Source organism: Streptomyces sp. cg40 (assembly GCF_050320165.1).
Taxonomy (GTDB): Bacteria; Actinomycetota; Actinomycetes; order Streptomycetales; family Streptomycetaceae; genus Streptomyces; species Streptomyces hokutonensis.
Genome location: NZ_CP190128.1, coordinates 8,871,883 through 8,895,198 on the forward strand (window position 1 = coordinate 8,871,883; position 23,316 = coordinate 8,895,198).

Sequence of the window (23,316 nt, forward strand, 5' to 3'; positions counted from 1 at the left end):
ATAGTGGGGGAGTTTCCGCTACCGCTTTGTCGCATCGTCGGTCCGTGCGGTAAGGGCAGGCGATCGGTGCTCCTTTCTCACACCGGGTTGCACAAGATGTATTGGAAACCGGCGGCCTGGATATGGCCGCCGGCCGCTACCTACTTACTCCGCAGGGGTGCCGCGTGAACCCTGTTCATCCAGCCATCCGATAATGGCCTGCCGACATACCCGCAGGGCTGCACTGGACAGTAGGTACTCGTAGGACGGCTTGGGTGTATGCCATCCGAAACCGACTTCTTCGTCGGCGCTCAGTAGTGATGTGCCGTGGGTGAGGTCTGAACGCTTGTCGTATAGCAGCTTCCGAGTCTTTCGCTCGGCATCGTCGTTCTCGTCCCGCATTGGGGCGTAGCGGTCGATGAAGATGCGGAAGTAGGCCGTAGGCCCGGCAAGGTGCGTCCTGCACTGCGGGCAACGCTCTCGGTGCGGGGCGTACTTGAGCATTGCTTCAACCGCTTGGATAAGCGATTGGAAGTAAGCCGACTTCGATACGTCCCAGACTTCCCGCGCATGATGCAACCAGTAAGCGGCGCGGAGAACACGGGCGCGGTCGTCGTCTTCTAGTCGCATGAAGGTGTCGAGCTTCTGTTCCAAGTCCTCGGGCAGCACCAATACTTGGTCGGCTTCAACGCCGACGGGCATCTTCGGCACCATCTCGATGGCGGGAAGGTCACCCTGCGGCGTCAACTCGGCGGTAAAGCTCTCGAAGTTCGGCAGGAAGTAGGCCTCTTGCGCCCACACGGAGCGCATTGCTCCGGGGGTAGCGTCCAGAATCCAATGCTTCCGGGAGTGGATTGGCGGCACGGTAATGCCCGGTACGACGAGAGAGAGGAACAGAGCGAGCTGCCGGGGCTCCTGTAGTGCGCGCATGTTCCTTAGCTGGCGGTCGGGGGAGCCGTCGAACTTCACCTCAAGGATGAGCGGATGCTCACCCATTACCATCTCCGGACGGGGTGCTTCATCTGGAGCGCGCCGAATCACGAGCTTGTCCCGGTACCGCCAGTAGCCCTCTGTAGGCACATGCGCGAACAAAGGTGTGCGATAGACGATCGGCGTGGCCGGAGTAAGTAGGGTCGCTTTGACCCGCTGCTCAATCTGTTTAAAAACCTCGTCGGTCAGGCGCGGCCCCGGAACGATGGCTCGTAGGCCACCCTTCTTGTAGTAGTGCAGAGTCAGCGCGGGGGAGACCCCACTCGGAAAATCCACCTGAAGTTCAGACGTAAATTCCGACTGCTGCACCGAGCTGGCAATAGCCCACGCAAGCTCTTGGGGGTTGACGGCGCGGAGTCCCAGCCGACGTTCAACCTCCTGTTGGGTCAGGTTCGTCATGGGTGGAGTGTACGGCGTTGTCCGATATGGGTGCAACGGATTTTAGTTCTGGCGCTACTGTTTGTCAGCCGAGTCCTGCCCGTCGTTGTTCTGCATATCTTTGAGGCGGCGGCTGCCTAACCCGGTCATTTTATAGGTCGCATTGGAATCACTGACTCTGGCGTCACCAATTCGAACCATCCAGCCGCGCCGTACGTTGCTCTCGCACGCCAGCGCTATCATCATTGATTGGCAATGATGATGGGCAGCATCGAAATCAAGGCTGTTTTTTTCTAGCTCGGCACCAGCAAAGTGGAGCGCCAGCGTCGTGACAGCCCTGTCCGTCCGCTTGTCTTCGCGATCGGCAAAAGTGTGTAACTGGTCGTCGGGGAGAGTGTCTAACCATCGCTGAAACGTTAGCCCCTCCCTGATCCTGGAAATTGTTTGTTCGATGTAGTCTTCCATTTGCGCTCTTCCTTCTGTTGTCCAATTTTAATTCATCGCCCAAGCCAAATCTATGAGCTCCTCGCTAAAAGCGCTGGACGCACGCAGGCACGTGCGAGGGTGGCAGTTTGGCAAGGTGCCCCGGAGTGGGGCGCGAATATAGAGGGGGCGCAACAGGGGATCGCGTCGCACAATGAATCTTTTGCGGCCCGCGAACGTAAGGCCCGCGCCGGCACCTACTTACTCTTGCCAAGCCTTCGAGTTAGTGGCGTAGCCGAGTGCGGTTTCGCATCTCTACGACAGCGCCCGAGGTAGTCGTCAAGAGCAAAACGACTACCGCTTGACTAAAGTTGTTAATAGTTCAAAATAAATCATGCACCTTACCCATTCCCGAGACCCCTGAGAGGGGTACAAATGGCACGGCGCGTGATAACGGTTGACGACCTCGACGGCAAGAGTGAGTCCGCCGAAAATATCACTTGGGGACTCGACGGCGAGTGGTATGAGATAGACCTCTCCGAGGTCAATGCCGCCAAGATGCGCGGCGTTCTCGAACCGTACAAAGCCGCTTCCCGTCCCACTTCTCCTCCCCGCCGCAATCGCAACGGCGACGACACCCAGGTCATTCGAGACTGGGGTATCCGCAACGGATTCGTCGTCTCGGATAAGGGGCCCATCCCCGGCGATCTGCGCACGGCGTACGACAAGGCCATGGCTACTGCCGTCGCCAATGGTGGCACTGCCACCAAGTAACATGGTCGCCGCTCCACCAAAAGCTGGCCGCAGGTTCCGCAACGAATGCGGAGCCTGCGGCCTTATCTGTTCATAATTGTCATGCTTTACTAATTGTTTACTTTCCTTTAAGGTAAATCGGTCTCTCGCGGAAAACCGCCGGAGAAGGCCTTACCCGAGGAGGATGCGATGACGGCAGCTACTGTGGAAACCACAGAGCAGCTCCATCCGTTCAGCACCACCCAGCAATACCGCGAACTCATCTCTCCCGTCCTCTACAACCGGCTCGTCGGCCGGATCGAGAAGGACGAGAAGATGGATCGCGTTCTGGCCGAGCGCATCATGGACTCGGCCCTCGGGTTCCTCAGCCTGATCGCCACGAACCCCGGCAACGACTACTCGCCGTCGGATCACGTGGACATCGGGTGGCACACGTTCATTCTCTACACCCGCGACTACGCCGAGTTCTGCCAACGCGTGGCCGGGCGCTTCATCCACCACGACCCTTCCGACGAGGAAGGCGTGGAGTACGGGACGGGCAACATCGCCCGCACCGTCGCGGCCCTGGAGGCCAACGGGTTCGCCGTCGACACCATGCTGTGGTGTACGGCCGCCTGTTGCTCCGACGGAGGCAGTTGCAGCAGTAGCTGCGGCAGCCACTGAGCCAGGGCTCATCGCAGTCTGCCCGGCCTACTCTCTACGAGTGGGCCGGGCGGGCGCCAGCACCATTAATTGAGTACGACCATTGCAATCATCTACCGATCAATACTGGAGCAACCTGTACGACCACGGGCGAGACTTCACCATGGCGAGCTCGGGGGACATCAGTAAGTTTTTGGCTTTCGCTGACGACGCTGCCATTAAGACGTGCCTCGACATCGGTTGCGGCACTGGGCAGTTGACCCGAGAGCTTTCCCATCGCGGATACCGTTGTGTGGGCATTGATGCTTCTGCGAGCGCTGTCAAGCGGGCGCAGTCGCTTACGGCCGTTCCGGCTGAGCATCTGAGCTACCTTCGCTTTGACATCGAGCACGACGATATGAAGCTTCTGCCTCGTGCGCAGTACAGCCTTATCACGTGCAAGCTCGTCTATGCCTTCATTGAAGATCGAGAGATCTTCTTTAGCCGTGTTGCGCAACTGCTCGCCCCCGATGGCTTGTTCGTCGTCGTAACGCCGCTGCCCGAAGACGTCACCCCCGAGAAGAGGGGCATCGCTGCCGCACCGGAAGCGATGCAGCAACTTGCCGAAGCGTTTGAGCAAGTGGCGCTCTACAAGTCGGGGACGCTTACCTACTTCGTCGGTCAGCACAGGGTTCCCTCTCTACGCGGCTAGCCGGCCTGTATGTTGCGCCGGGCGTAGTGAAACCCGGATGGCTTCTCATGTGAGGGCGGCCATCCGGGTTTCACTACAAGGGTGGAGCCAGTACCGAGGAGACCCACTATGGGTTTTGGCCCGCGTTTTGAGATACCCCACACCATCGACGGCGAGAAGGTGGTAGTGGTCATGCGACCGGCTCATGACGGCGACGCGGAAAAGATGGCCGCGCTGCTCCAGGACTTCACTGTCCAGCAGTTCCTCTATATCCAGGGCGGTGTAACCCCCAAGGATGAGGCGGAGGTCTTCGAGCGTGCACGTACATCGCGCGAACAAGTGTTGTGGATTGTGAGCTTGGTACGCGATACCGAGAGCGAGTCGATAGTCGGTATGACCAGCCTGCGTAAGCATCGAGGGAACCGCTACACCAGCTTCATCGTGCTGGCGGATCGCAACCATTGGGGCAAGGGCATAGCCCGACTCACGCATCAGCTCCGGACTTGGTACGCCTTCTGTGAACTCGGGGCGTACGCGATCAAATCCGGCTACATCGAAGACAACGTAAGTTCCGGCAAAGCCCTTACTGGCGTTGGCTACGTTGAGATTGGGCGAGACTGGAGAGCTCACCTTACAAACGGCCGGTGGTGCGACGAGGTTTCCATGGTCTGTTACAACCCATTGACGCTCGGAGTGCTTTGGCCGGATGGCGATGTACCTGAAGCCGTGCGCAAGGCTCTGCCGAAAACCCACTCTGCGTTTGAACTTGCACGCGACGTGCTCAAACCGCGCTGATTTTCCCCGCTGTTGCGGGGCGGGTTCCTTCAAGCGCTCCAGGGATAACTTCCCTGGAGCGCTTTTGCTCTGAGGTAGCGGCGACTGCTCACCTCGTTGCCAGGGACTTACCACCCACCCGCGCCGTAGTGCCGCACTGTGGGAACCATGCCGACCACCACACCGCTACTCCCCAACGTCGTCGCCCAGTTCGTGGGTGGCGCTTCTGTCCGCTGATGACATCGCCGAGTGGGTACGCCGCTCCCGCAGTGCCCAGCAGCTCCCCGAGAAGGTAGAAGACCCGGACACGATTGCGGCCCTGGCGAACCTCGTCCGCATCGCACTGGATACAGAGGAAGCCCGCCAGGGCCGCAATGAAGCGTGGAGTACTACACCTTCCACCTGATCTCGATGTACTCCGGGTTGAACTTGTAGCCGCGCCACATGCCGCGCCCGGACGTTGCTGGGTGCACTATGACGCGCTCAACGACCAGCGCCACCAGGGCACTACGCCACGCCAAACCGGCCGTCGCCCAGGCTTCCCGTATCGTCTGATCCGCCGGTACGAGTGCCAGTGTCTGAGCGTCTTGGTACTCAGTGAGTGCTTCCCGCGCTTCATCTACTGCGGCGGCGGCAATGCTCTTGGCCTGGGCGAACTCTTCCCGAGTGAGCAAGTCGTTGGCGTAGTCGGCCACTAGGGACTTGGCCTTGGCCTTGCGCCGCTCGAACTCCTCGACCAACGCCCGTACGGTCTTCTCGTCGTTGGCCGGGGCGAGGGTCACGGCCACCTTCGGGTCATCGAAGACGTGCAAGACGGCTTCTGTCACCAGGAGTTCCAGCGGGTCGGCGGCGCGGTACAGCTTGCCGCACCCGATAGTGCCGCCGTGGCCGTCGCCAGCGTGGCAGCGGTAGCGCCGTTGGGCAGCGCGGTCTTTCTCGGCCGTCCGGCCAGCACCCGTCATCTTGGCGTCGCACCGACCGCAGTAGGCCAGGCCGGTAAGTAGGTACTTGCGGGCGGGCTTGCCCTTTCGGGTTCCCCTGGAAGCGGCGGCCATCCGGCGGGCTGCCATCTGCTCGTGTTGGTCGCGAGTCAGGATGGCGGGCCACACCGCCGGGTACTCCACCCCGTTGTACTCACGGATGCCGATGTACCGCTTCTTGAGCAGGATGCGGGAGAGGCTTTCGACGCGCCACTTCAACCCTTGGGCGCTGGGTACACCCCGGGCGTTGAGGTCGCACACGATGTCGCTGACGGTTTCGCCGCTGATGTAGCGCTTGGCGCACTCGCGGATGATGGCGGCTTCGTACTCCCGCAGCGTTTTGCCGTCCGACTCATAGCCGTACGGTCGCCGTCCGCCGTGGTTCTTACCTGCCTCAGCGTTCTTCTTCTGCTTGCGCTTGACGCGCTTGGAGATGCGCGCCGCTTCCAACATGGCGTTGTTCACGGCGTTGATGGCTGCGTGTACGCCCTCTTCTGTTGAGAGGTCGTAGCTGATGCCGTCCGTCGTCTGGATGCGCCGGAGTGCCGTCGTCTCAGCGAGACGTATGAGGGTGAGTAGCTCCTCCAACCGCCGGTACAGGCGCGGCATTTCCGTGATGAGGATGATGTTTATGCGCCCCGCCCTGATGGCGGCGACAAGCCGGTTGTAGTCCGTGCGCGGCTTCTTCGAGTACTTCGACGCGCCAATGTCGTTGTCGGAGTAAGTACCAACGACCGGCCATGAGTTGGCGTCGGCGTAGCTCTGACACTCCGCTAGCTGGATGGTGACGTTTTCGCACTCACCGCTGCGGTCTTGGCTCAGCCGCGCATATAGCGCGGTACGGAGGAAAGTTGGAGGTACTTCGGGTAGTAGGGTCGGCATGGGTAGGGCTCCCTATTGTACCGATTCGGGAGCGTTCGCCTAGGTGTCTATTTCGGTGCAAAAGCCGCGCCGCGACCTCCTTCCGGGCCTCGCACCGACCCCTCACGCTGGGGTGCTTTGGCTATACGTGGCGAAGCCCATGGAGGAGGCGCAGGCCGGTGACAGCGTGGCGCTGCTGCTGCGCGGGGTGCCGCGCGACGCGGTCCGGCGCGGGCACATCGTCGCGGCGCCCGGCAGCGTCGTGCCCAGCCGTCGCTTCTCGGCCCAGGTGTACGTCCTCTCGGCCCGCGAGGGCGGCCGTACGACCGCGGTGTCGACCGGCTACCGGCCGCAGTTCTACATCCGCACCGCGGACGTCGTCGGCGACATCGACCTCGGCGAGGCGGCGGTCGCGAGGCCGGGGGACACCGTCACGATGTCGGTCGAGCTGGGCCGTGAGGTCCCGCTGGAGCCGGGGCTCGGCTTCGCGATCCGCGAGGGCGGCCGGACGGTCGGCGCGGGCACGGTGACGGAGGTCGGCTGAAGGAGCGAGGTGCCCGTCCCTGCGGGGGCGGGCACCTTCGCGCGTTCGAGGTTGGGGGTGAGGTGGTCCCGTCCGACCCGCGGCGGTCATTGTCAGTGCCGTGCGCCAGACTTGATCGCGGAGGCAGTCGTGGCGAGTGGTGGGAAGGCGGGGCACCATGGCGGGCAGGGCACTTGTGCTGGGCGGCGGGGGCATCAGCGGGATCGGCTGGATGGCCGGAATGCTGTACGGGCTGGGCGAGGCGGGCGTGGATCTCGGCGACGCCGACGTCGTGATCGGCACGTCGGCAGGTTCGGCCGTCGGCGCGCAACTGACCGCGGGCACGCTCAAGGAGCTCTACGAGCGCCAACTCGCGGCCCCCGAGGGCGAGATCCCCGGCCGGCTCGGCGTCGGCCTCCTGCTTCGCTACGTGTTGACGACCCTGACCTCGCGCACTCCCGAGGCGTACGGCCGGAAGATCGGCCGGTTGGCACTCGCCGCCAGGACACCCGACGCGGCGGCCCGGCGGGCCGCGATAGAGAGCCGACTCGTCTCGACGGAGTGGCCCGATCGTGCCCTGCGCCTCACCGCCGTGGACACCGCGACCGGGGAGCTGCGGGTCTTCGACAAGGACAGCGGGACGGCTCTGGCCGACGCCGTCGCCGCGAGTTGCGCGGTTCCCGGTGTGTGGCCCCCGGTCGCCATCGAGGACCGGATCTGGATGGACGGCGGCATCCACTCGTCCGCCAACGCCCATCTCGCCGAGGGCTACGACCGGGTCGTCGTCCTCGCCCCGATGGCTGTGGGCGGCGGCCCGCTGGCCTCGGCCGCGGACCAGACCCGGCGGCTCGCGGAACAGGGGGCCCGCGCGGTCGCCGTCCATCCGTCCCCGGAGGCGAAGCAGGCGTACGGCCGCAACCCGCTCGACCCGGCGGTACGGGCACCGGCCGCTCGCGCGGGGCGGGAACAGGCGGCGGCGCACGCGGCGGAGGTGGGGGAGGTGTGGGGGGTCTGACGGGCCGAGGGGACATGGCCTGCGGGCTTCAGGGCCGGTAGGTGTGCGGCTGGGCCGACTCGCACTCTCACGCCTCTGGCGTCCTCTCGCACCGCGCTCGTGCCTTGCCGGTGCGGCACGACCGGCGACTCCGCAGGGCGCCCGCACGCACCCGGGCCCGCCCGCGCCCGCGTCGGCCCGCACCCGGGCCCGCGTGACCTCGCGGCGGGCCGCTCCGACTCAAGTGCTCACGCTGCCCCACCCACCCGTGCCCGACCCCGCACCAAGCCGTACGAACCCGCCGCCTCCCGCCACCCCGGCACAATGGACCCGTGGACGAGCCGATACCCGTGACCCGGGACGTTGATCACGGGACCGCCAAGCTGATGCCCGACGTGGACCGGGCGCGGGCCTGGCTGCTGACCGTCGACGGGGCGCCGCAGTCGTATGTGGACCTGGACGCGCCGACGCATCTGGAGTTCGAGTACGCGCGGCGGCTCGGGCATGTGCTGGACACCGTCGCCGAGGCGGGGCGCCCGCTGGACGTGGTGCATCTGGGCGGCGGGGCACTCACCCTGCCCCGGTACCTGGCGGCGACCCGGCCGGGCTCGCGGCAGGACGTCGTCGAGGCGGACCTGGGGCTGCTGGCGCTGGTCGCCGAGCATCTGCCGGTGCCGGACGGTGCCGGTGTCACCGTGCACGGCGCCGACGCCCGGGCGTGGCTGGAGGCGGCGCCGGACGGTTCGGCGGACGTGGTCGTCGCGGACGTCTTCGGCGGGACGCGGGTTCCGGCGCACCTGACCTCCGTGGCGTACGCCCGCGAGGCCGAGCGCGTGCTGCGGGCCGACGGGTGCTACCTCGCCAACCTCGCGGACTCCGCCCCCTTCGCGTTCCTGCGTGCCCAACTCGCCACGTTCGGCGCGGTGTTCGGGGAGCTGGCGCTGATCGCGGAACCGGGGGTACTGCGCGGACGCCGGTTCGGCAACGCGGTGCTCGTCGCCTCCCACCGGCCGGTCGACACGGTGGCCCTGACCCGGCTCGTGGCCTCGGACGCCTTCCCGGCGCGGCTGGAACACGGGCTCGCGGTACGGGAGTTCATCGGCGGCGCGCGACCCGTCCGGGACGAGGACGCCGTACCGTCACCCGAGCCCCCCGACGGAGCGTTCGGCATCGGCTGAGCCGTTCGCGGCCTCCGGTCCGCCGTGGGCGGGCGGTCCGGTGCGCCGCCGTAGATTCCGGACCTCCGGTACACACAGTGCTCCCGCCGTGACCAGGATGACCAGGGCCGCGCACCCCCACAGAGCCGCCGTCCGGCCGAAGGCCGACTCAGCCGGGCCCGCCGCCGCGGCGGCGACCGGCATCAGCGCGATCGAGCCGAACCAGTCGTAGGCCGCGATCCGGGAGAGCTTCTCCTCGGGGATCTCCTGGTGCAGGGCCGTCATCCACGACACCCCGAACACCTCGACGGTGGCTCCGGCGACGAACATCACCACGCACAGGACACCGACCGGCACCGGCACGGCCAGCGCGGCGGACGGGAGGGCCAGGGGGAAGATGCAGAGCATGCCCGCGAGGAGCAGTCTGCGCGGTTTCCAGCGGGTCATCAGCAGGGCGCCGACCACCGTGCCCGCGCCGAACGCGGCCAGGGCCAGGCCCCAGGGGCCCGCGCCGCCGAGGCTGTCCCGGGCGACGAGCGGGCCGTAGACGCCGTCGGCCGCGCCGACCACCGCGTTGGCGACGGAGAACGCCACGACGATCGACCACAGCCAGGGCCGGCCGATGAACTCCCGCCAGCCGTCCCGGAGATCGGCCAGCATCCCGCCGCCCGGCGCGCGCGGCGGGATGTGGCTCACGTCGAGGAAGGAGCGCAGTGCCCCGGCGACCGCGAACATCGCCGCGTCGACCGCGAGCACCCACCCGGGGCCGACCACCGCGACCAGCGCGCCGCCGAGGGCCGCACCGCCCAGGGACGCGCCCTGCATCGCCATCCGGAACACCGCGAACGCCCGGCCCGCCTGCTCCCCGCCCACCGTGGACATCAGCATGCCCTCGGCCGCCGGACCGAAGAACGCCTGCCCGGTGCCGCCGAGCGCGGCCAGCAGCATCATCTGCCACAGCCGGGGCTCACCGGCGAGGACGAGCACCGCGAAGGCCGCCTGCGACACACAGCTGAGGGCGTTGGCCGCGACCATCACCCGGTGCCGGGGCACCCGGTCCGCGAGCGCGCCGCTGATCAGCAGGAACACCACCAGCGGCAGTGTGCGCGAGGCGGCCACCAGCCCCACGTCACCGCTGTCGCCGCCCGCGTCCAGCACGGCGAACGCGGCGGCGATCAGCGCACCGCTGCCGCCGAGACCGGTCGCCACCGCGGCGGTGGTCAGCAGGGTGTAGTTGCGGCCCGCCCAGTCGGGACGGCGCGGGTGGCGGAGGGCGGCGGTGGCGTTCACCGGCCGACTATCGCCGCCCGGACCGGACCCCGGCAAACCGTTTGCGGCCAGAATCCGGTCAGACCCTCAAGCCGTCAGCTGGTGCTGCCCGTCGGGTCCCCGTGCAGCCGTACGGTGCTGAGGATCTTCTGGATCGTCGCGTCGGGGATCTCCTCGCTGACGCCCTTGGCGCCGTAGAGGGTCCAGGAGACGAAGTCGCCCGCCGAGTTCTTGAAGGCGAACGTGGTCGCCTTGCCGTCGGTGGAGCACTTGCCGCTCTTCGGCACGCCGGTCGTGTACGAGGTGGCGACGCTGCCGGCGACCCCCGACTTCGTCGTGTACGGCTTTGCCGCGCCGATCTTCAGATACTTCTTGGAGGAGTCCTTCTGGTCCGTGTACCCGCCGAACGCGAACGCCGCCGCGTCACCGCGTGCCGTGCTCGCGGTGTCCTTCGCGCCGTCCTCGCCCTTGGTGCCGCTGGACGCCAGCGACGAGGTCTCCTTGGTGCCGTCCTTGTTGTCGTCGGACTCGCACCAGTCGTGCTTCAGATAGGCGGGCGCGGAGAAGCCGATGTAGGGGGAGCCGTCGCCCTTCTGCTCGTCCTCGAAGAAGGAGAAGGTGCCCGGAGTGCCGACCTCCCAGTCGGCGGGGACGTCGAAGGCGGTGCCGTACTTCTGGTTGACGACGACCTTCCAGCCCGCGACGGTCGGCTGCTCGCTCTCGGTGCCGCGCGGGTTGTCGTCGGAACCGGAGGAGGAGGCACTCGGGTCCGCGGACGCCGACGGCGACTTGCTCGACGTGTTCTTGCCGCCGTCCGCCTTGTCGTCCTTGTTCCCGCCCAGGACCAGGAATCCGGTCACCCCGGCGGCCACGACGACGGCCGCGGCGGCGACGATCGCGACCAGCTTCGTCCGGTTTCCGCCGCCCCCGCCCTGCGGCGGCTGCGGTCCGCCGGCGGGGCCCGGAGCACCCCACTGCGGTTGTTGCGCATAGGGGTTGGGCTGCTGGTAGCCGGGCTGCTGATACGGACTCGGCTGTTGGTACCCCGGCTGCTGGTACGGGTTGTGCTGCGGGTTCTGTTGCGGGTTCTGCTCGCCCCCGGGCGGCTGCTGTCCTGGCCACATGGGCAGTAACCCTAGTGCGGGGTGGGACACGGTGGGGTCACCGGGCCTTGTCAGGGTCGTACCAACTCGGGGATCGGACGGTCTTTGCCGGCGCACAGGTCTGGCCCGAATTGGCTACTCGTGGGTAACATGCCGTCCATGAGCGCAGATCAGATGTCCATCGGCGAGTTGCTCGCCGCCACGGTGCCGATGGTTCGCACGCTGAACCTGAAGTACCTGGAGACCAGTCCGGAGCGAGCCGTGCTGGCCCTGCCGGACCAGAGCGAGTACCGCAACCACGTCGGCGGGCCGCACGCCGGTGCCATGTTCACCCTCGGCGAGTCCGCCAGCGGTGCGATCGTCCTCGCCGCCTTCGGCGACCAGCTCTCGCGGGCCGTGCCGCTGCCGGTCAACGCCGAGATCGCGTTCAAGAAGATCGCCCTGGGCCCGGTGAAGGCCACCGCGACCCTCGGCCGCCCCGTCGCCGACGTCGTCGCCGAACTCGACGCGGGCGAGCGCCCCGAGTTCCCGGTCACGGTCGCCATCCAGCGCGAGGACGGCGCCGTGACGGGCGAGATGACGGTCACCTGGACGCTCCGGCCGAACGGCTGACCGTCACACCGGCGACAGAAGGGCCCGGTCATCGCCTACGGCGTGACCGGGCCCTCGTGCGTGCGGAGTTCAGGCCGCGAGCCGCTCGTCGTCGCTCGCGCCGCCTTCCAGTCCCGCCACGAACTCCTTGAGCCACGCGACGAATTCGGGTCCCAGGTCGGGGCGGTCGCAGGCCAGCCGGACCACCGTGCGCAGATAGTCGGCCTTGTCGCCGGTGTCGTAGCGCAGGCCGTCGAAGACGACTCCGTGGACCGTGCCGCCGGCGGCCAACTCCTGAAGGGCGTCGGTCAGTTGGATCTCGCCGCCGCGGCCGGGCGGGGTGCGCTCCAGGGTGGGGAAGATCGCGGGGTCGAGGACGTAGCGGCCGATGACGGCGTAACGGCTCGGCGCGTCCTCGCGGGACGGCTTCTCGACCAGGCCGGTGACCCGTACGACACCGTCCTCACCGGTCGGCTCGACGGCCGCGCAGCCGTACAAGTGGACCTGTTCTTCAGGGACTTCCATGAGGGCGACCACGCTGCCCGCGTACCGCTCGCGCACCTCCAGCATCCGGCTGAGCAGGGTCTCGCGCGGATCGATCAGGTCGTCGCCGAGGAGGACCGCGAACGGCTGGTCGCCGACGTGGTGGCGGGCGCAGAGCACCGCGTGGCCGAGGCCGAGCGGGTCGCCCTGGCGGATGTGGTGGATGTCGGCGAGGCGCGCGGGATCCCGTACGGCGTCCAGGCGCACCATGTCGCCCTTGGCGGCCAGGGCCTGTTCGAGTTCGAAGGCGTGGTCGAAGTGGTCCTCGATGGCGCGCTTGTGCCGGCCGGTGACCATCAGGATGTCGTCGAGTCCGGCCGCCGCGGCCTCCTCGACGACGTACTGGATCGCGGGCTTGTCGACGACCGGGAGCATCTCCTTGGGCGTCGCCTTCGTCGCGGGCAGGAACCGCGTGCCGAGACCGGCGGCCGGTACGACCGCCTTGCGGACCGTGGGGACGGGGGTGGATGCGGGGGTGGCTGAGGAGTGGGGGGCGATCATGCGGCTCATGGTGGCCCACGGCGATGAGAGCACCCCGAGAGAAACATCGGAGTTCCCTGTGCGCCGCCCTTAGTTCGCGGGAGAGTGGGAGATTTCGTGCAGACGCCTGTGGATACCGCCGGTAACCAATCTGAATTCACAGCGTTTTGAACATCGGTCACCCTAACTCCTTGTTTCCTGTCAGGCGCTTGTGCGAGTGTGAGCCACCTCATGAGGCCAGTCGTGAGAAGGCAATGGTCAGGGTCGTTTCTGACAGCTCATAGGTATGCACCAAACAAGCACCTACTTTCCGATGGTCGGGCATTCGTGTGCCGTCCTGCGGCTTGGAAGGAAATGGTCCCGTGCAATCCCCCTACCCCCCACGCCCGCCGTTCCCGCCTCGCCCCGGATCGAGTCCGGGGGAGTCGGACCGCAATCTCATGGCGCAACTCGGCGACAAAGCCGCGGGCACTCGCGCCGTCGCCCTGCTGCTCGCGCGCCACTGGCAGGCGACAAGCGAATATGCGGTCATCTGCCTCGCCACCGCCGAGAGTTCGGCGTCCATGGTGGCCGGTGCCGCCTTCCACCAGGTACTCGCGAGCCGGGTGACCGGTGGCGCCCTGCGGCCCCAACTCCTTGTAGCGGTAAGGGAGATGGTGAAGAAGTGGGCCGCCGACGAGCGAATTCCCGTGCTGTTGCCGGAACTTCGCAAACCCACCGGCGGCCGGGGGCTGAGCGCGGCGAGGCCCGGTACCTCCGAAAGGCGGAAGCTGGCGGAACGTGCTTTCGGCAAGCTGCCCGGCGCCTCCCAATGCCTCCTCTGGCACACCGAGGTCGAGGCCGAACCCATAACCGTACCGGCCGGTCTGTTGGGCGTGGACGAGGCCACCGCGACCGCCGCGCTGGACCAGGCACGTGAACAATTCAGGGCGGGCTGTGTCCGCGCCCACCACGAACTCGCGCCGACTCCGGAATGCCGCTACTACAACCGTCTCCTCGACGTCCCGATCCGCCGCGGCGGCAGTCTGCTGCCCGATGTGCAACGGCATCTCATGACATGCCGCTACTGCCGTTTCGCGGCGGAGCAGTTGAGTCATTTCGACGGTGGCCTCGAAGTGCTGCTCGCCGAGACCGTCCTCGGCTGGGGTGCCCGCCGCTATCTCGACTCACGGCCGGGCCGCGCGACGCCCGGGACCGCCGCCCGTGCCGTCCGCCGCCCGATGGGCCGCCACCGCCCCACCCCGGACGGCCTCTTCGCCTTCCCGCGCAGACACCCCAAGGCCGCGGTCGTGGGCGTGGGGCTGACCTCTCTCGCGCTGCTCGCGACCGTCCTCGTCTCCAAGGGCTGGACCCAGGGCAACAACCCCGACCCACAGGCCACCTGGGGTGCGCCCAGCGGCAGTTCGTCCCACCAGAGCCCGGTCGCCGCGCCCTCGTCGGCGGGCGCCGAGTCGCCTGCCGGTGCCGTCGGCGCGGGAGTCGTCCAACAGGGCGTGCTGCGCGCCCTCGCGTCCGGGCTGTGCCTCGACGTGGCCGGCGGGCGGGTGCGGAACGGGGCCGCCGTCACCCTGGCCGCGTGCTCCGGCTCCGGGGCGCAGCAGTGGTCGTACGACCAGGACGGTCTGCTGCGCAGCCTCGACGATCCCGGACTCTGCCTCGCCGCCGACACCGACAGGCGCACGGTCACGCTGGCCGGGTGCCTGGTGCACCCCGGCGACGTGCACTACGACCTGACGGTCCGCGGCGAGTTGCTGCTCCGCTGGACCCAGGGGCTGGCCGTCGCGCCCGAGAGCGGGAGGAAGGGGGCGCGGATCGTGCTGGCGGGACGGGACGGGTCCACCGGGCAGCGCTGGGCGCTCGGATCGGCCGCCGATGAGGGGGCCGAAAGCGGCGAACCTGCGGACGGAGGCGGAGGGGAGCCGGAGGGAAGGGGCGACGCGCCCCGGGATGGTGCTCCGACGACACCTGAGGGTGACGACGTGCCGCAGCCGCCCCCAGCGGACGTTCCCCAGCAGGACCAACCGCAGAACGCGCCCCGCGCCGTGCAGGTCGGCTGCTGCCGGGGTCCCGCGCCGGAGCCCGAGCCCACGCCCGTACCGGCCGTCGATCCCGTGCAGCCGGTGGTGACGGTCGTCGGGGACGTCGTGAACACTGTCACCGATGTCATCGCCGGGCTCGTTCCGGCCCGGCATTGATTTGGAGGTAAGGTAAGCCTAACTTTACCTAGGGGGTCTCGTATGGCAGACACCGCAAGCGCCCCGGCGCCCGCACGGACGCTCGCCCGGGTGCGGCTCGGCGCCGGTGGGCCGCTTGCCCGGCTGCGGGTGGCGGACGGCAGGATCACCCATGTCGTCCCCGAGGCGGGCGCGGACACGGACGCCGGGGCCGGCGGTGAACCCGTCCTCGATCTCGAAGGGCGGGTCCTGCTGCCCGGCCTCTGGGACGCCCACGTCCACCTCGCGGAATGGGCGAGTGCCCGGCACCGGCTGGACCTGGCCGGCACCGCCTCCGCCCGCGAGGTGGCCGACCTCGTCCGGGCGCGTGCCGGGGCGGCCGACGGCACGGTGCTCCACGGCTACGGGTTCCGCGACGGCCTGTGGCCCGACGCCCCGCACAAAGCGCTGCTCGACGCGGTGCTGCCGGACCGGCCGGTCGCCCTGGTCAGCGCCGATCTCCATGCCGCGTGGTTCAACTCCGCCTGCCTCGCCCTCGTCGGCCGCGCCGACCACCCCACCGGCCTGATCAGGGAACACGAGGCCCACGAAGCCCTCGCCACGCTCCCCGCGACCCCGGCGGAGGTGCTCGACGACTGGATCGAGGAGGCCTGCCGAGCCGCTGCCGCACGCGGGGTCACCGGTGTCATCGACTTCCAGTTCGGCGACACGGTCGCGGACTGGGAACGCCGCTCGGCCCGATTCCGGCCCGCCGTACGTGTGTTGGCGGCGGTGTATCCGAGCTACCTGGACGCCGCGATCAAGCGCGGGCTGCGCACGGGCGACGAGATCGGCTCCCTGGTCGGGGTGGGCCCGCTGAAACTCTTCACGGACGGCTCGCTCAACACCCGCACCGCCCTGTGCCGCGACCCCTACCCCGGCCTGGAAGGCACGGACGGCGCCCACGGCATCGAGGAGACGGCCCCCGACGAGCTCGTACGGCTCATGCGGCGCGCCGCCGCGCACGGCATCGAACCCGCGGTGCACGCCATCGGCGACCGCGCCAACACCGTTGCCCTGGACGCCTTCGAGGCGGTGCGCTGCCGCGGCCGGATCGAGCACGCGCAGCTGCTGCGCCCCGAAGACCTCCCGAGATTCGCCGAGTTGGGAGTGACCGCGGGCGTCCAGCCCCGGCACGCGACGGACGACCGCGACGTGGCGGACCGGCACTGGGCCGGACGGACCGAACGCGCCTTCGCCTACGGTGACCTGCTCGCCGCCGGCGCACGGCTGGAGTTCGGCTCGGACGCCCCGGTCTCGCCGCTCGACCCCTGGCTCGCCGTCGCCTCGGCCGTCAGCCGCACCGACGACGAACGCCCCGCCTGGCATCCGGAGCAACGCCTTTCCGTCCCGGACGCGTTGGTCGCCGCGGCCCGCGGCCGCCGGCTCATCAGGGTCGGGGACCCGGCCGACCTGGTGGTCGTGGACACGGACCCGCTGGACGCCGATCCGGACACCCTGCGCGCGATGCCCGTGCACGCCACGATGACGAACGGCCGCTGGACCCATGGCCCTTACTGAGCCGGTCCCGTCTCCTGACTTCCCCATGACGTCCGACGACCGGTGAGAGGCCGACGCGCATGCCGTCATCAGACATGATCCCGTACGACATGCCCGGCCCCGCCGCGCTGCCCCCGGACCGCACCGGCTGGTCCGTCGACGCGCGCCGCGCCGCCCTCGTCGTCCTGAACGTCCAGAACCACTTCCTGCACGTGCTGCGCGAGTCCTCCGCGCCGGTCGGTCAACTCCTCACCGGAGTAGGCCTGTTGGCGGAGTTGGCGCGGGCCGCGGGCATCCCCGTGCTGTACACCCTCAAGACCGCCGAGCGCGAACCGGACGGGCGCGAGACCAGTTTCGGGCATCCCCGGCTGCCCGGCGGCGAGGACTCCCGGGACGTCGTGGACGCGATCCGGCCGCAGGTCGGCGACAGCGTGCTGGTGGCCAAGCGGTTCAGCGCCTTCGCCGGCACCCGACTGCGGCGCAGGCTCACGGAGTTGGGGCGTGACCAGCCGGTGATCGTCGGTGTGTTCGCGCGTACGCAGGTGCTGCTGACCGCCGCCGATGCGTGGATGCAGGACATGGAGCCGTTCGTCGTCGCGGACGCGGTGGCCGACCGGGCGCACGAGGACCACCGGATGGCCGTGGACTGGATCGCGGCGACCTGCGGAGCCGTGCGGACGGTGCGCGGCGTTGTGGACGTGTTCGGTGAGCCGGTGTCCCAACGCCCTTGACTGTGTGGCGAGTTGACAGGTCGCAGGCAGAGACCCCGGGCCCGGAAGGGACCGTACCCTCCGGGCCCGGGGAGTCGTGGGGTGTCAGACGGCTACTGCCTTCGTCGCCCGTACCGAGCGGTGGATCTCCTCCGCCCGGACCGCGACCGTCGACAGCAGGGTGCTGGTCAGCCCGTGGGTGTGCTCGGTGCCGCCCTGGAGGTAGAGGCCGGCGGTCACCTCCGGGACGGTCTCGACCCGGTGGTCCCGGTCCACGCGGATCTCGTCGCCGTCGTCCCTGAGGCAGAGCTTGGCCGCCTCGCCGAGCAGTGAACCCAGGCCGCGGGACCGGTAACCGGTGGCGAGCACCAGTACGTCGGCGGACAGCACCTGCTTCTCGCCGGTGGGCAGGAACTCCACGGCGACGTCGAGACCGCCGTCCGCCCCGGCGTCCACGGCGCGGACCCGCGAGACGTTCAGGAAGCGCAGCCGCTCGCGTCCCGCCACCTTCTCCCGGTACGCGGTGGCGTACAGGGCCTCGATCAAGTCCATGTCGACCACGGAGTAGTTGGTGGACCGGTGGTAGTCGAGCAGCGACTGCTTGACCTCGGAGGGCGCCGAGAAGTAGACGTCCACCGCCTCCGGGTCGAAGATGCGGTTCGCGAACGGGCTGTCGTCGGCCGGGGTGTAGCCGTACTTGGCGAACACCGAGCACACCTCGGCGTCCGGGAAGGTGCGGTGCAGATAGTCCACCGCCTCGGCGGCGCTCTGGCCCGCGCCGAGCACCACGGCCCGCCGCACCGGCCGTCCCGCTTCGGCCAGTTCGGTCGCGCGGGGGATCAACTCGCTGTTGTGCCAGAGCCGTTCGCCCAGTTCGAGACCCGGCGGCACATGCGGTTCGAGACCCATGGCCACGCTGATGTTGCGGGCCCGGCGGGTCACCGTCGCGCCGTTCCCGGCGGGGTCCCGGCTGGTGACGTCGAAGAAGGCCACCTCGCCGTCGTCGCCGCGCACCGGGTCGACGGAGACGACCTCGCTGCCGTAGGAGACCAGGTGGGAGACCCGCTCGGCCGCCCACTCGAAGTACTCGTGGAACTCCACGCGCAGCGGGAAGAGGGTCTTCTGGTTCAGGAAGTCGATCAGTCTGCCCTGCTCGCGCAGGAAGCAGAGGAAGCTGTAGTCGCTGGTCGGATTCCGCAGCGTGACCAGGTCCTTGAGGAACGACACCTGCATCGTGGCGTCGTCGATGAGCATGCCCCGGTGCCAGCCGAACCGCGGCTGCCGTTCCAGGAACAGGGCATTGAGACGGCTGTCTGCCGGAAGGCTCCTGTTGTGCTCCTCAACCGCTATGGACAGAGCGAGATTTGACGGACCGAATCCGATTCCGAGTATGTCGTGGACCACTTCGGAATCCAGTAGCGGTGACTTCACCGTGGCATCGCCTCCCTCAGGCAGCCCAATGCTAGATAAGGTAAGGCTTACCTTGCAATGAGTCGTTGAAGGGAAGGACCGTCATGCGGGTCGTCATGCTCGGCTATCAGACCTGGGGTCACCGCACGCTTCAGGCGCTGCTGGACTCCGACCACGAGGTCGTCCTCGTGGTCACGCACCCGAAAAGTGAGCATGCCTACGAGAAGATCTGGGACGACAACGTCGCCGAACTCGCCGAGAAGAACGACGTCCCCGTCCTGCTGCGCAACCGCCCCGACGACACCGAACTCCTCGACGCCGTACGGGAAGCACGGCCGGACATCATCGTCGCCAACAACTGGCGGACCTGGCTGCCGCCCGAGCTGTTCGACCTCCCGCCGCACGGCACCCTCAACGTCCACGACTCGCTGCTGCCGTCGTACGCCGGGTTCTCCCCGATCATCTGGGCGCTCCTGAACGACGAGCCGCGCGTCGGCGTCACCGCGCACCGCATGAACGGCGAACTCGACGCGGGGGACATCCTGATCCAGCGCTCGGTCCCGGTCGGCCCCACCGACACCGCGACCGACCTGTTCCACCGCACCGTCGACCTCATCTCGCCCATCGTGCGCGAGTCGCTCGACCTGATCGCCTCCGGCCGCGACGCCGGCCAGTGGGTGCCGCAGGACCGCGCCCGCGCCAGCTTCTTCCACAAGCGGTCGGCGGAGGACAGCCGTATCGACTGGAGCTGGCCCGCGGAGCGCCTGGAGCGCCTCGTACGCGCCCAGTCGGACCCGTACCCGAACGCCTACGCCTTCCATCGCGGCCAGCGGCTCAGGATCGTCTCGGCGGCCGTCTCGGAGGGGCGCTACGGCGGCACCCCGGGCCGGATCTTCATCCGCGAGGGCGACGGAGTGGTCATAGTGGCGGGCCCGGAGGCCCATACCGGGCAGGGCCGTGGGCTGTTGGTGCGCCGGCTGCGCACGGACGACGGCGCCGAGTACGCGGCCGGCGACTACTTCCGCACGATGGGCGGGTACTTGACGTCCCGGCCCTGAGCCGACGAGCCTCCGCCGGTCGGCGTGTCGGGCCGGGCGGGGTGGGGGTTCAAAAAAGTGTGTCACTTCTCGCGGGAAGTGACACACTTTTTTGAAGTGGGTGCCGGACCCTCACCGGGTCGAAACGGCGTCCTCGGTCCGGGAGCTGCCGTCGTGGTGGTGCCGCCCCAGCGGGATCACCATCGGGGTGCCGCTGACCGGGTCGGGGGTGATCCGGCAGCGCAGGTCGAAGACGTCCTCGACGGTGGCCTCGGTGACGACGTCGGCCGGAGCGCCCTCGGCGACGATACGGCCGCCCTTCATGGCGATGACGTGATCGGCGTACCGGCAGGCCTGGTTGAGGTCGTGCAGGACCATCACGACCGTGCGGCCCTCGCGCCGGTTGAGGTCCGTGATCAGGTCGAGTACGTCGATCTGGTGGGCGAGGTCGAGATAGGTGGTCGGCTCGTCGAGCAGCAGGACCGGGGTGCCCTGGGCAACTGCCATGGCTATCCAGGCGCGTTGCCGCTGGCCGCCGGAGAGTTCGTCCACCGCACGGTCGGCGAGCTCCGTCAGATTGGTCGCCTCGAGGGCCGCGTGCACGGCCTCCTCGTCCGCGGCCGACCACTGCCGCCACCAGGTCTGGTGCGGGGACCGGCCCCGGCCCACCAGATCGAGGACGGTCAACCCCTCCGGTGCCACCGGCGTCTGCGGCAAAATGCCGAGTTTCCGGGCGAGTTCGCGCGTCGGCACGGAACGCAGCGCGACGCCGTCCAGCTCCACCACGCCCTGGCGCGGGGCCAGCAGCCGGGCGAGCGCCCGCAACAGGGTCGATTTCCCACAGGCGTTGGCCCCGACGATGGCCGTGATCCGGCCGGTCGGCACGGTGAGGTCCAGATTCTCGACCACCGCCCGCCCGTCGTAGGCGAGATGAAGATCACGTGCCCGCAACTCGGGCCCGGAGGCAGGTGATTCGGGGCTCCGCGGGACTTCGGTTCCGGAGCCGGGTGATGCGGGCGTTCGCAGGGCTTCGGTTCCGGAGGTGGGTGATGAGGGTGCCCGCAGGGCCTCGGTCCCTGTGGCGGGTGAATCGGGCGTCCGCAGCGTCTCGGTCCCCGTGGCGGGTGTTCCGGACGTCCGCGGGGCGCGCGGGTCAGTGGTCGACATGCGATCAGCCTCCAGAGCCCGCGCGGTTGACGCGGATGAGCAGCCACAGCAGGACCGGCGCGCCCAGGGCGCCGGTGACGATACCGACCGGCAGTTCCGTCCCGGGGATCGCCTCGCGGGCGAGGAGGTCCGAGCCGAGGACGACGAACGCGCCGGTGAGACCGGAGACCAGCGGGGGCGGTGACGACGTGCCCGCCAGCCGCTGGGCGATCTGCGGACAGGCCAGCGCGACGAACGCCACCGGACCGGCCGCCGCCGTCCCGAACGCGACCAGGCCCACCCCGGCCAACAGCAGTGCCAGCCGCACGACTTGGACGGGGGTGCCGAGCCCGGCGGCCACGTCGTCGCCGAGCATCAGCGTGCGCATCCAGCGCCCCATGCCCAGCGTGACCGGCAGCAGCACGGCCAGGGCGACGGCCAGGGAGTCCACCTGCCCCCAGGTCCGGCCGTTGAGGTTGCCGACCAGCCAGCCGAGGGCGGCCTCCGCCTCGAACCGATTGCCGCGCGCCACAAGGAAGTTGGTAGCGCTGGAGCAGATCCAGGACACCCCGATGCCGACGAGGATGATGCGGTACCCGGTGGCCCCGCCCTTCCATGCCAGCGCGTACACGAGCAGCGCGGTCACCAGCGCCCCGAGCAACCCCAGTGTCGACAGCCCGAGTCCACAGGTCCAGCCCAGAACCACCGCCGCCACGACGGCGGTTCCGGCGCCCTCGGTGAGCCCGATCATGTCGGGGCTGGCCAGCGGATTGCGGGTCATCGTCTGGAACACGGCCCCGGAGACCCCGAACGCGACCCCGACCAGCAGCCCGACCAGCGCGCGCGGCAGCCGCAGATCCTGTACGACGATGACCGTGCCCGCGTCGCCCGAACCCCACAGCGCCCGGACGACGTCGGTGAACGCGACCGGGTAGTCGCCGATCGTCAGACCCCAGCAGAACAGCAGGAACGCGCCGAACGCGACCCCGACTCCCGTAAGGAGCAGGCGCGGACGCAGTACGCCGGACACCGGGGGGAACGTGAGCCGGAACGGCCTGTTGCTCAGGACGGCTGGTGGTGCGGACACGCTCATACCTCCGCGAGCTTCCGGCGGCGGACCAGGACGATGAAGAACGGGCCGCCGAGGAAGGCGACGAGGACACCGGCCTGGATCTCGGTCGGGCGGTCCACCATCCGGCCCAGGATGTCGGCGGACAGCAGCAGCACGGGCGCGAGCGCGGCCGACAGCGGCAGCAGCCACCGGTAGTCGGGGCCGATGCCGACCCACTGGGCCAGGACCCGGGCGATGTGCGGGACGACCAGACCGAGGAAGACCACGGGACCGATGACGGCGACGGACGCGCCGGTCAACAGCACGACCGCGGTGACCCCTTGGAGCCGTACCAGACCCAGCCGCCGCCCCAGGGAGGCGGCCACGTCGTCGCCCAGGGCCATGCTGTTGAGGGCGGGCGCGCAGGACAGCGCCAGTACGGCGCCGACGGCGAGGAAGGGCAGGACGCGTACCAGATCGCCGGAATCCTGGTCGGCCAGGGTGCCGGCCGACCAGAAGCGGTAGCGGTCCAGCGCGTCCTGGTCGGTGAGCACGATGGCGCTGGTGAACGACTGGAGCAGCGAGGTGACGGCGACTCCGGCGAGCGCCAGTTTGACCGGCGTCGCCCCGGACCGGCCCAGTCGCCCCAGGAAGAAGACCACGACACTCGCGACCAGCGCCCCGCCGAACGCGAACCACACATAGCCGTACAGCGAGGTGGCCCCGAGCACCCCGACCGCCAGGACGATCGCGAAGGACGCGCCCGCGCTCACCCCGAGGATCCCCGGGTCCGCGAGCGGATTGCGGGTCAGGGCCTGCATCAGCGCGCCGGACAGGCCGAGCGCGGCGCCCGTCGTCAGACCGAGCAGGGTGCGCGGCACGCGTACCGACCAGATGACGTTGTCGATCAGCCGGCTGGGCGGATGGCCCAGAACCGAGCGCACGACCTGGTCGAGCGGAACGCTGAGCGCGCCCAGTGCGACGGACAGCAGGGACAGCAGAACGAGGAGGGCGACGACGAGGGTCACCAGCACCGTGGTGCGAAGCCTTCTGCCTGAAGCCACGTGCCGGTCTCCATGTCGTCGTCCCGGGTGTCACCGGACAGCCCGTCAGCAGATTAGGTGAGCATAACCTCAGTA

21 protein-coding genes and 1 pseudogene are annotated in these 23,316 nt (G+C 68.6%); 12 read left to right on the forward strand and 10 right to left on the reverse strand.

The window, feature by feature from the left end:
- Positions 1–144: 144 nt before the first annotated feature.
- Positions 145–1,368, reverse strand: coding sequence for a hypothetical protein (locus ACQHII_RS40145; RefSeq protein WP_427923850.1), 1,224 nt, complete (start codon positions 1,366–1,368; stop codon positions 145–147).
- 54 nt (positions 1,369–1,422) lie between these two features.
- On the reverse strand, positions 1,423–1,812 hold the full coding sequence (locus tag ACQHII_RS40150) for a hypothetical protein (RefSeq protein WP_427923851.1): 390 nt from the start codon (positions 1,810–1,812) through the stop codon (positions 1,423–1,425).
- 393 nt (positions 1,813–2,205) lie between these two features.
- On the opposite strand from ACQHII_RS40150, the gene ACQHII_RS40155 reads away from it, so the two are divergent.
- The 4 genes from ACQHII_RS40155 (at position 2,206) to ACQHII_RS40170 (ending at position 4,630) form a co-directional block, all read left to right on the forward strand.
- Positions 2,206–2,544 carry a histone-like nucleoid-structuring protein Lsr2 gene (locus tag ACQHII_RS40155; RefSeq protein WP_427923852.1) on the forward strand — a complete coding sequence of 113 codons (339 nt, stop codon included), beginning with the start codon at positions 2,206–2,208 and terminating at the stop codon, positions 2,542–2,544.
- Positions 2,545–2,712: 168 nt separating this feature from the next.
- Entirely contained in the window at positions 2,713–3,186 is a 474-nt protein-coding gene (locus tag ACQHII_RS40160; RefSeq protein ID WP_427923853.1) for a glycine-rich domain-containing protein, read from the forward strand.
- 142 nt (positions 3,187–3,328) lie between these two features.
- Positions 3,329–3,856 (forward strand): class I SAM-dependent methyltransferase, encoded by a 528-nt coding sequence (locus ACQHII_RS40165; protein ID WP_427923854.1) that lies wholly within the window; start codon positions 3,329–3,331, stop codon positions 3,854–3,856.
- A gap of 108 nt (positions 3,857–3,964) precedes the next feature.
- Complete coding sequence (locus ACQHII_RS40170; RefSeq protein WP_427923855.1) at positions 3,965–4,630, forward strand: GNAT family N-acetyltransferase; 666 nt, start codon at positions 3,965–3,967, stop codon at positions 4,628–4,630.
- Between the two features lie 368 nt (positions 4,631–4,998).
- On the opposite strand, the gene ACQHII_RS40175 is transcribed toward ACQHII_RS40170, so the two are convergent.
- Positions 4,999–6,471, reverse strand: coding sequence for a recombinase family protein (locus ACQHII_RS40175; protein WP_427923856.1), 1,473 nt, complete (start codon positions 6,469–6,471; stop codon positions 4,999–5,001).
- A gap of 133 nt (positions 6,472–6,604) precedes the next feature.
- Between ACQHII_RS40175 and ACQHII_RS40180 the strand changes: the two are divergent.
- The 3 genes and pseudogenes from ACQHII_RS40180 to ACQHII_RS40190 all read left to right on the forward strand — a co-directional run.
- A pseudogene (locus tag ACQHII_RS40180) lies at positions 6,605–6,994 on the forward strand (elongation factor Tu); the annotation flags it as partial.
- Between the two features lie 157 nt (positions 6,995–7,151).
- Complete coding sequence (locus ACQHII_RS40185; protein WP_427923857.1) at positions 7,152–7,988, forward strand: patatin-like phospholipase family protein; 837 nt, start codon at positions 7,152–7,154, stop codon at positions 7,986–7,988.
- Positions 7,989–8,299: 311 nt separating this feature from the next.
- Positions 8,300–9,145, forward strand: a complete 846-nt coding sequence (locus ACQHII_RS40190) for a spermidine synthase (RefSeq protein ID WP_427923858.1) — start codon at positions 8,300–8,302, stop codon at positions 9,143–9,145.
- On the opposite strand, the gene ACQHII_RS40195 is transcribed toward ACQHII_RS40190, so the two are convergent.
- Complete coding sequence (locus ACQHII_RS40195) at positions 9,107–10,414, reverse strand: MFS transporter (RefSeq protein WP_427923859.1); 1,308 nt, start codon at positions 10,412–10,414, stop codon at positions 9,107–9,109. The genes ACQHII_RS40190 and ACQHII_RS40195 overlap by 39 nt on opposite strands.
- Positions 10,415–10,488: 74 nt before the next feature.
- Positions 10,489–11,517, reverse strand: a complete 1,029-nt coding sequence (locus ACQHII_RS40200; RefSeq protein WP_427923860.1) for a hypothetical protein — start codon at positions 11,515–11,517, stop codon at positions 10,489–10,491.
- A gap of 153 nt (positions 11,518–11,670) precedes the next feature.
- Here ACQHII_RS40200 and ACQHII_RS40205 point away from each other — a divergent pair, with 153 nt between their 5' ends.
- Positions 11,671–12,108 carry a DUF4442 domain-containing protein gene (locus tag ACQHII_RS40205; RefSeq protein ID WP_427925514.1) on the forward strand — a complete coding sequence of 146 codons (438 nt, stop codon included), beginning with the start codon at positions 11,671–11,673 and terminating at the stop codon, positions 12,106–12,108.
- 69 nt (positions 12,109–12,177) lie between these two features.
- Here ACQHII_RS40205 and galU read toward each other — a convergent pair whose 3' ends face one another.
- The gene (gene galU / locus ACQHII_RS40210) at positions 12,178–13,131 is read right to left on the reverse strand and encodes a UTP--glucose-1-phosphate uridylyltransferase GalU (protein WP_427923861.1); all 954 of its coding nucleotides are present in this window, start codon (positions 13,129–13,131) and stop codon (positions 12,178–12,180) included.
- Positions 13,132–13,550: 419 nt separating this feature from the next.
- Here galU and ACQHII_RS40215 point away from each other — a divergent pair, with 419 nt between their 5' ends.
- From ACQHII_RS40215 to ACQHII_RS40225, 3 genes are read left to right on the forward strand one after another with little or no spacing between them, the layout of a single operon-like run.
- Entirely contained in the window at positions 13,551–15,305 is a 1,755-nt protein-coding gene (locus ACQHII_RS40215) for a ricin-type beta-trefoil lectin domain protein (protein ID WP_427923862.1), read from the forward strand.
- A 42-nt stretch (positions 15,306–15,347) separates the two neighbouring features.
- The gene (locus ACQHII_RS40220; protein ID WP_427923863.1) at positions 15,348–16,844 is read left to right on the forward strand and encodes an amidohydrolase; all 1,497 of its coding nucleotides are present in this window, start codon (positions 15,348–15,350) and stop codon (positions 16,842–16,844) included.
- Positions 16,845–16,903: 59 nt separating this feature from the next.
- Complete coding sequence (locus tag ACQHII_RS40225) at positions 16,904–17,554, forward strand: isochorismatase family protein (protein WP_427923864.1); 651 nt, start codon at positions 16,904–16,906, stop codon at positions 17,552–17,554.
- Between the two features lie 84 nt (positions 17,555–17,638).
- Here ACQHII_RS40225 and ACQHII_RS40230 read toward each other — a convergent pair whose 3' ends face one another.
- Positions 17,639–18,949: a lysine N(6)-hydroxylase/L-ornithine N(5)-oxygenase family protein gene (locus ACQHII_RS40230; protein WP_427925515.1), complete on the reverse strand. Its 1,311-nt coding sequence runs from the start codon at positions 18,947–18,949 to the stop codon at positions 17,639–17,641.
- Positions 18,950–19,047: 98 nt separating this feature from the next.
- Here ACQHII_RS40230 and ACQHII_RS40235 point away from each other — a divergent pair, with 98 nt between their 5' ends.
- Complete coding sequence (locus ACQHII_RS40235; protein WP_427923865.1) at positions 19,048–20,001, forward strand: methionyl-tRNA formyltransferase; 954 nt, start codon at positions 19,048–19,050, stop codon at positions 19,999–20,001.
- Between the two features lie 111 nt (positions 20,002–20,112).
- On the opposite strand, the gene ACQHII_RS40240 is transcribed toward ACQHII_RS40235, so the two are convergent.
- The 3 genes from ACQHII_RS40240 to ACQHII_RS40250 all read right to left on the reverse strand — a co-directional run bounded on the left by ACQHII_RS40240 (position 20,113) and on the right by ACQHII_RS40250 (position 23,241).
- The gene (locus ACQHII_RS40240) at positions 20,113–20,931 is read right to left on the reverse strand and encodes an ABC transporter ATP-binding protein (RefSeq protein ID WP_427923866.1); all 819 of its coding nucleotides are present in this window, start codon (positions 20,929–20,931) and stop codon (positions 20,113–20,115) included.
- A gap of 220 nt (positions 20,932–21,151) precedes the next feature.
- The gene (locus tag ACQHII_RS40245) at positions 21,152–22,219 is read right to left on the reverse strand and encodes a FecCD family ABC transporter permease (RefSeq protein ID WP_427923867.1); all 1,068 of its coding nucleotides are present in this window, start codon (positions 22,217–22,219) and stop codon (positions 21,152–21,154) included.
- On the reverse strand, positions 22,216–23,241 hold the full coding sequence (locus ACQHII_RS40250; RefSeq protein WP_427923868.1) for a FecCD family ABC transporter permease: 1,026 nt from the start codon (positions 23,239–23,241) through the stop codon (positions 22,216–22,218). Before ACQHII_RS40250 ends, ACQHII_RS40245 begins: the two co-directional genes overlap by 4 nt.
- Positions 23,242–23,316 lie beyond the last annotated feature (75 nt).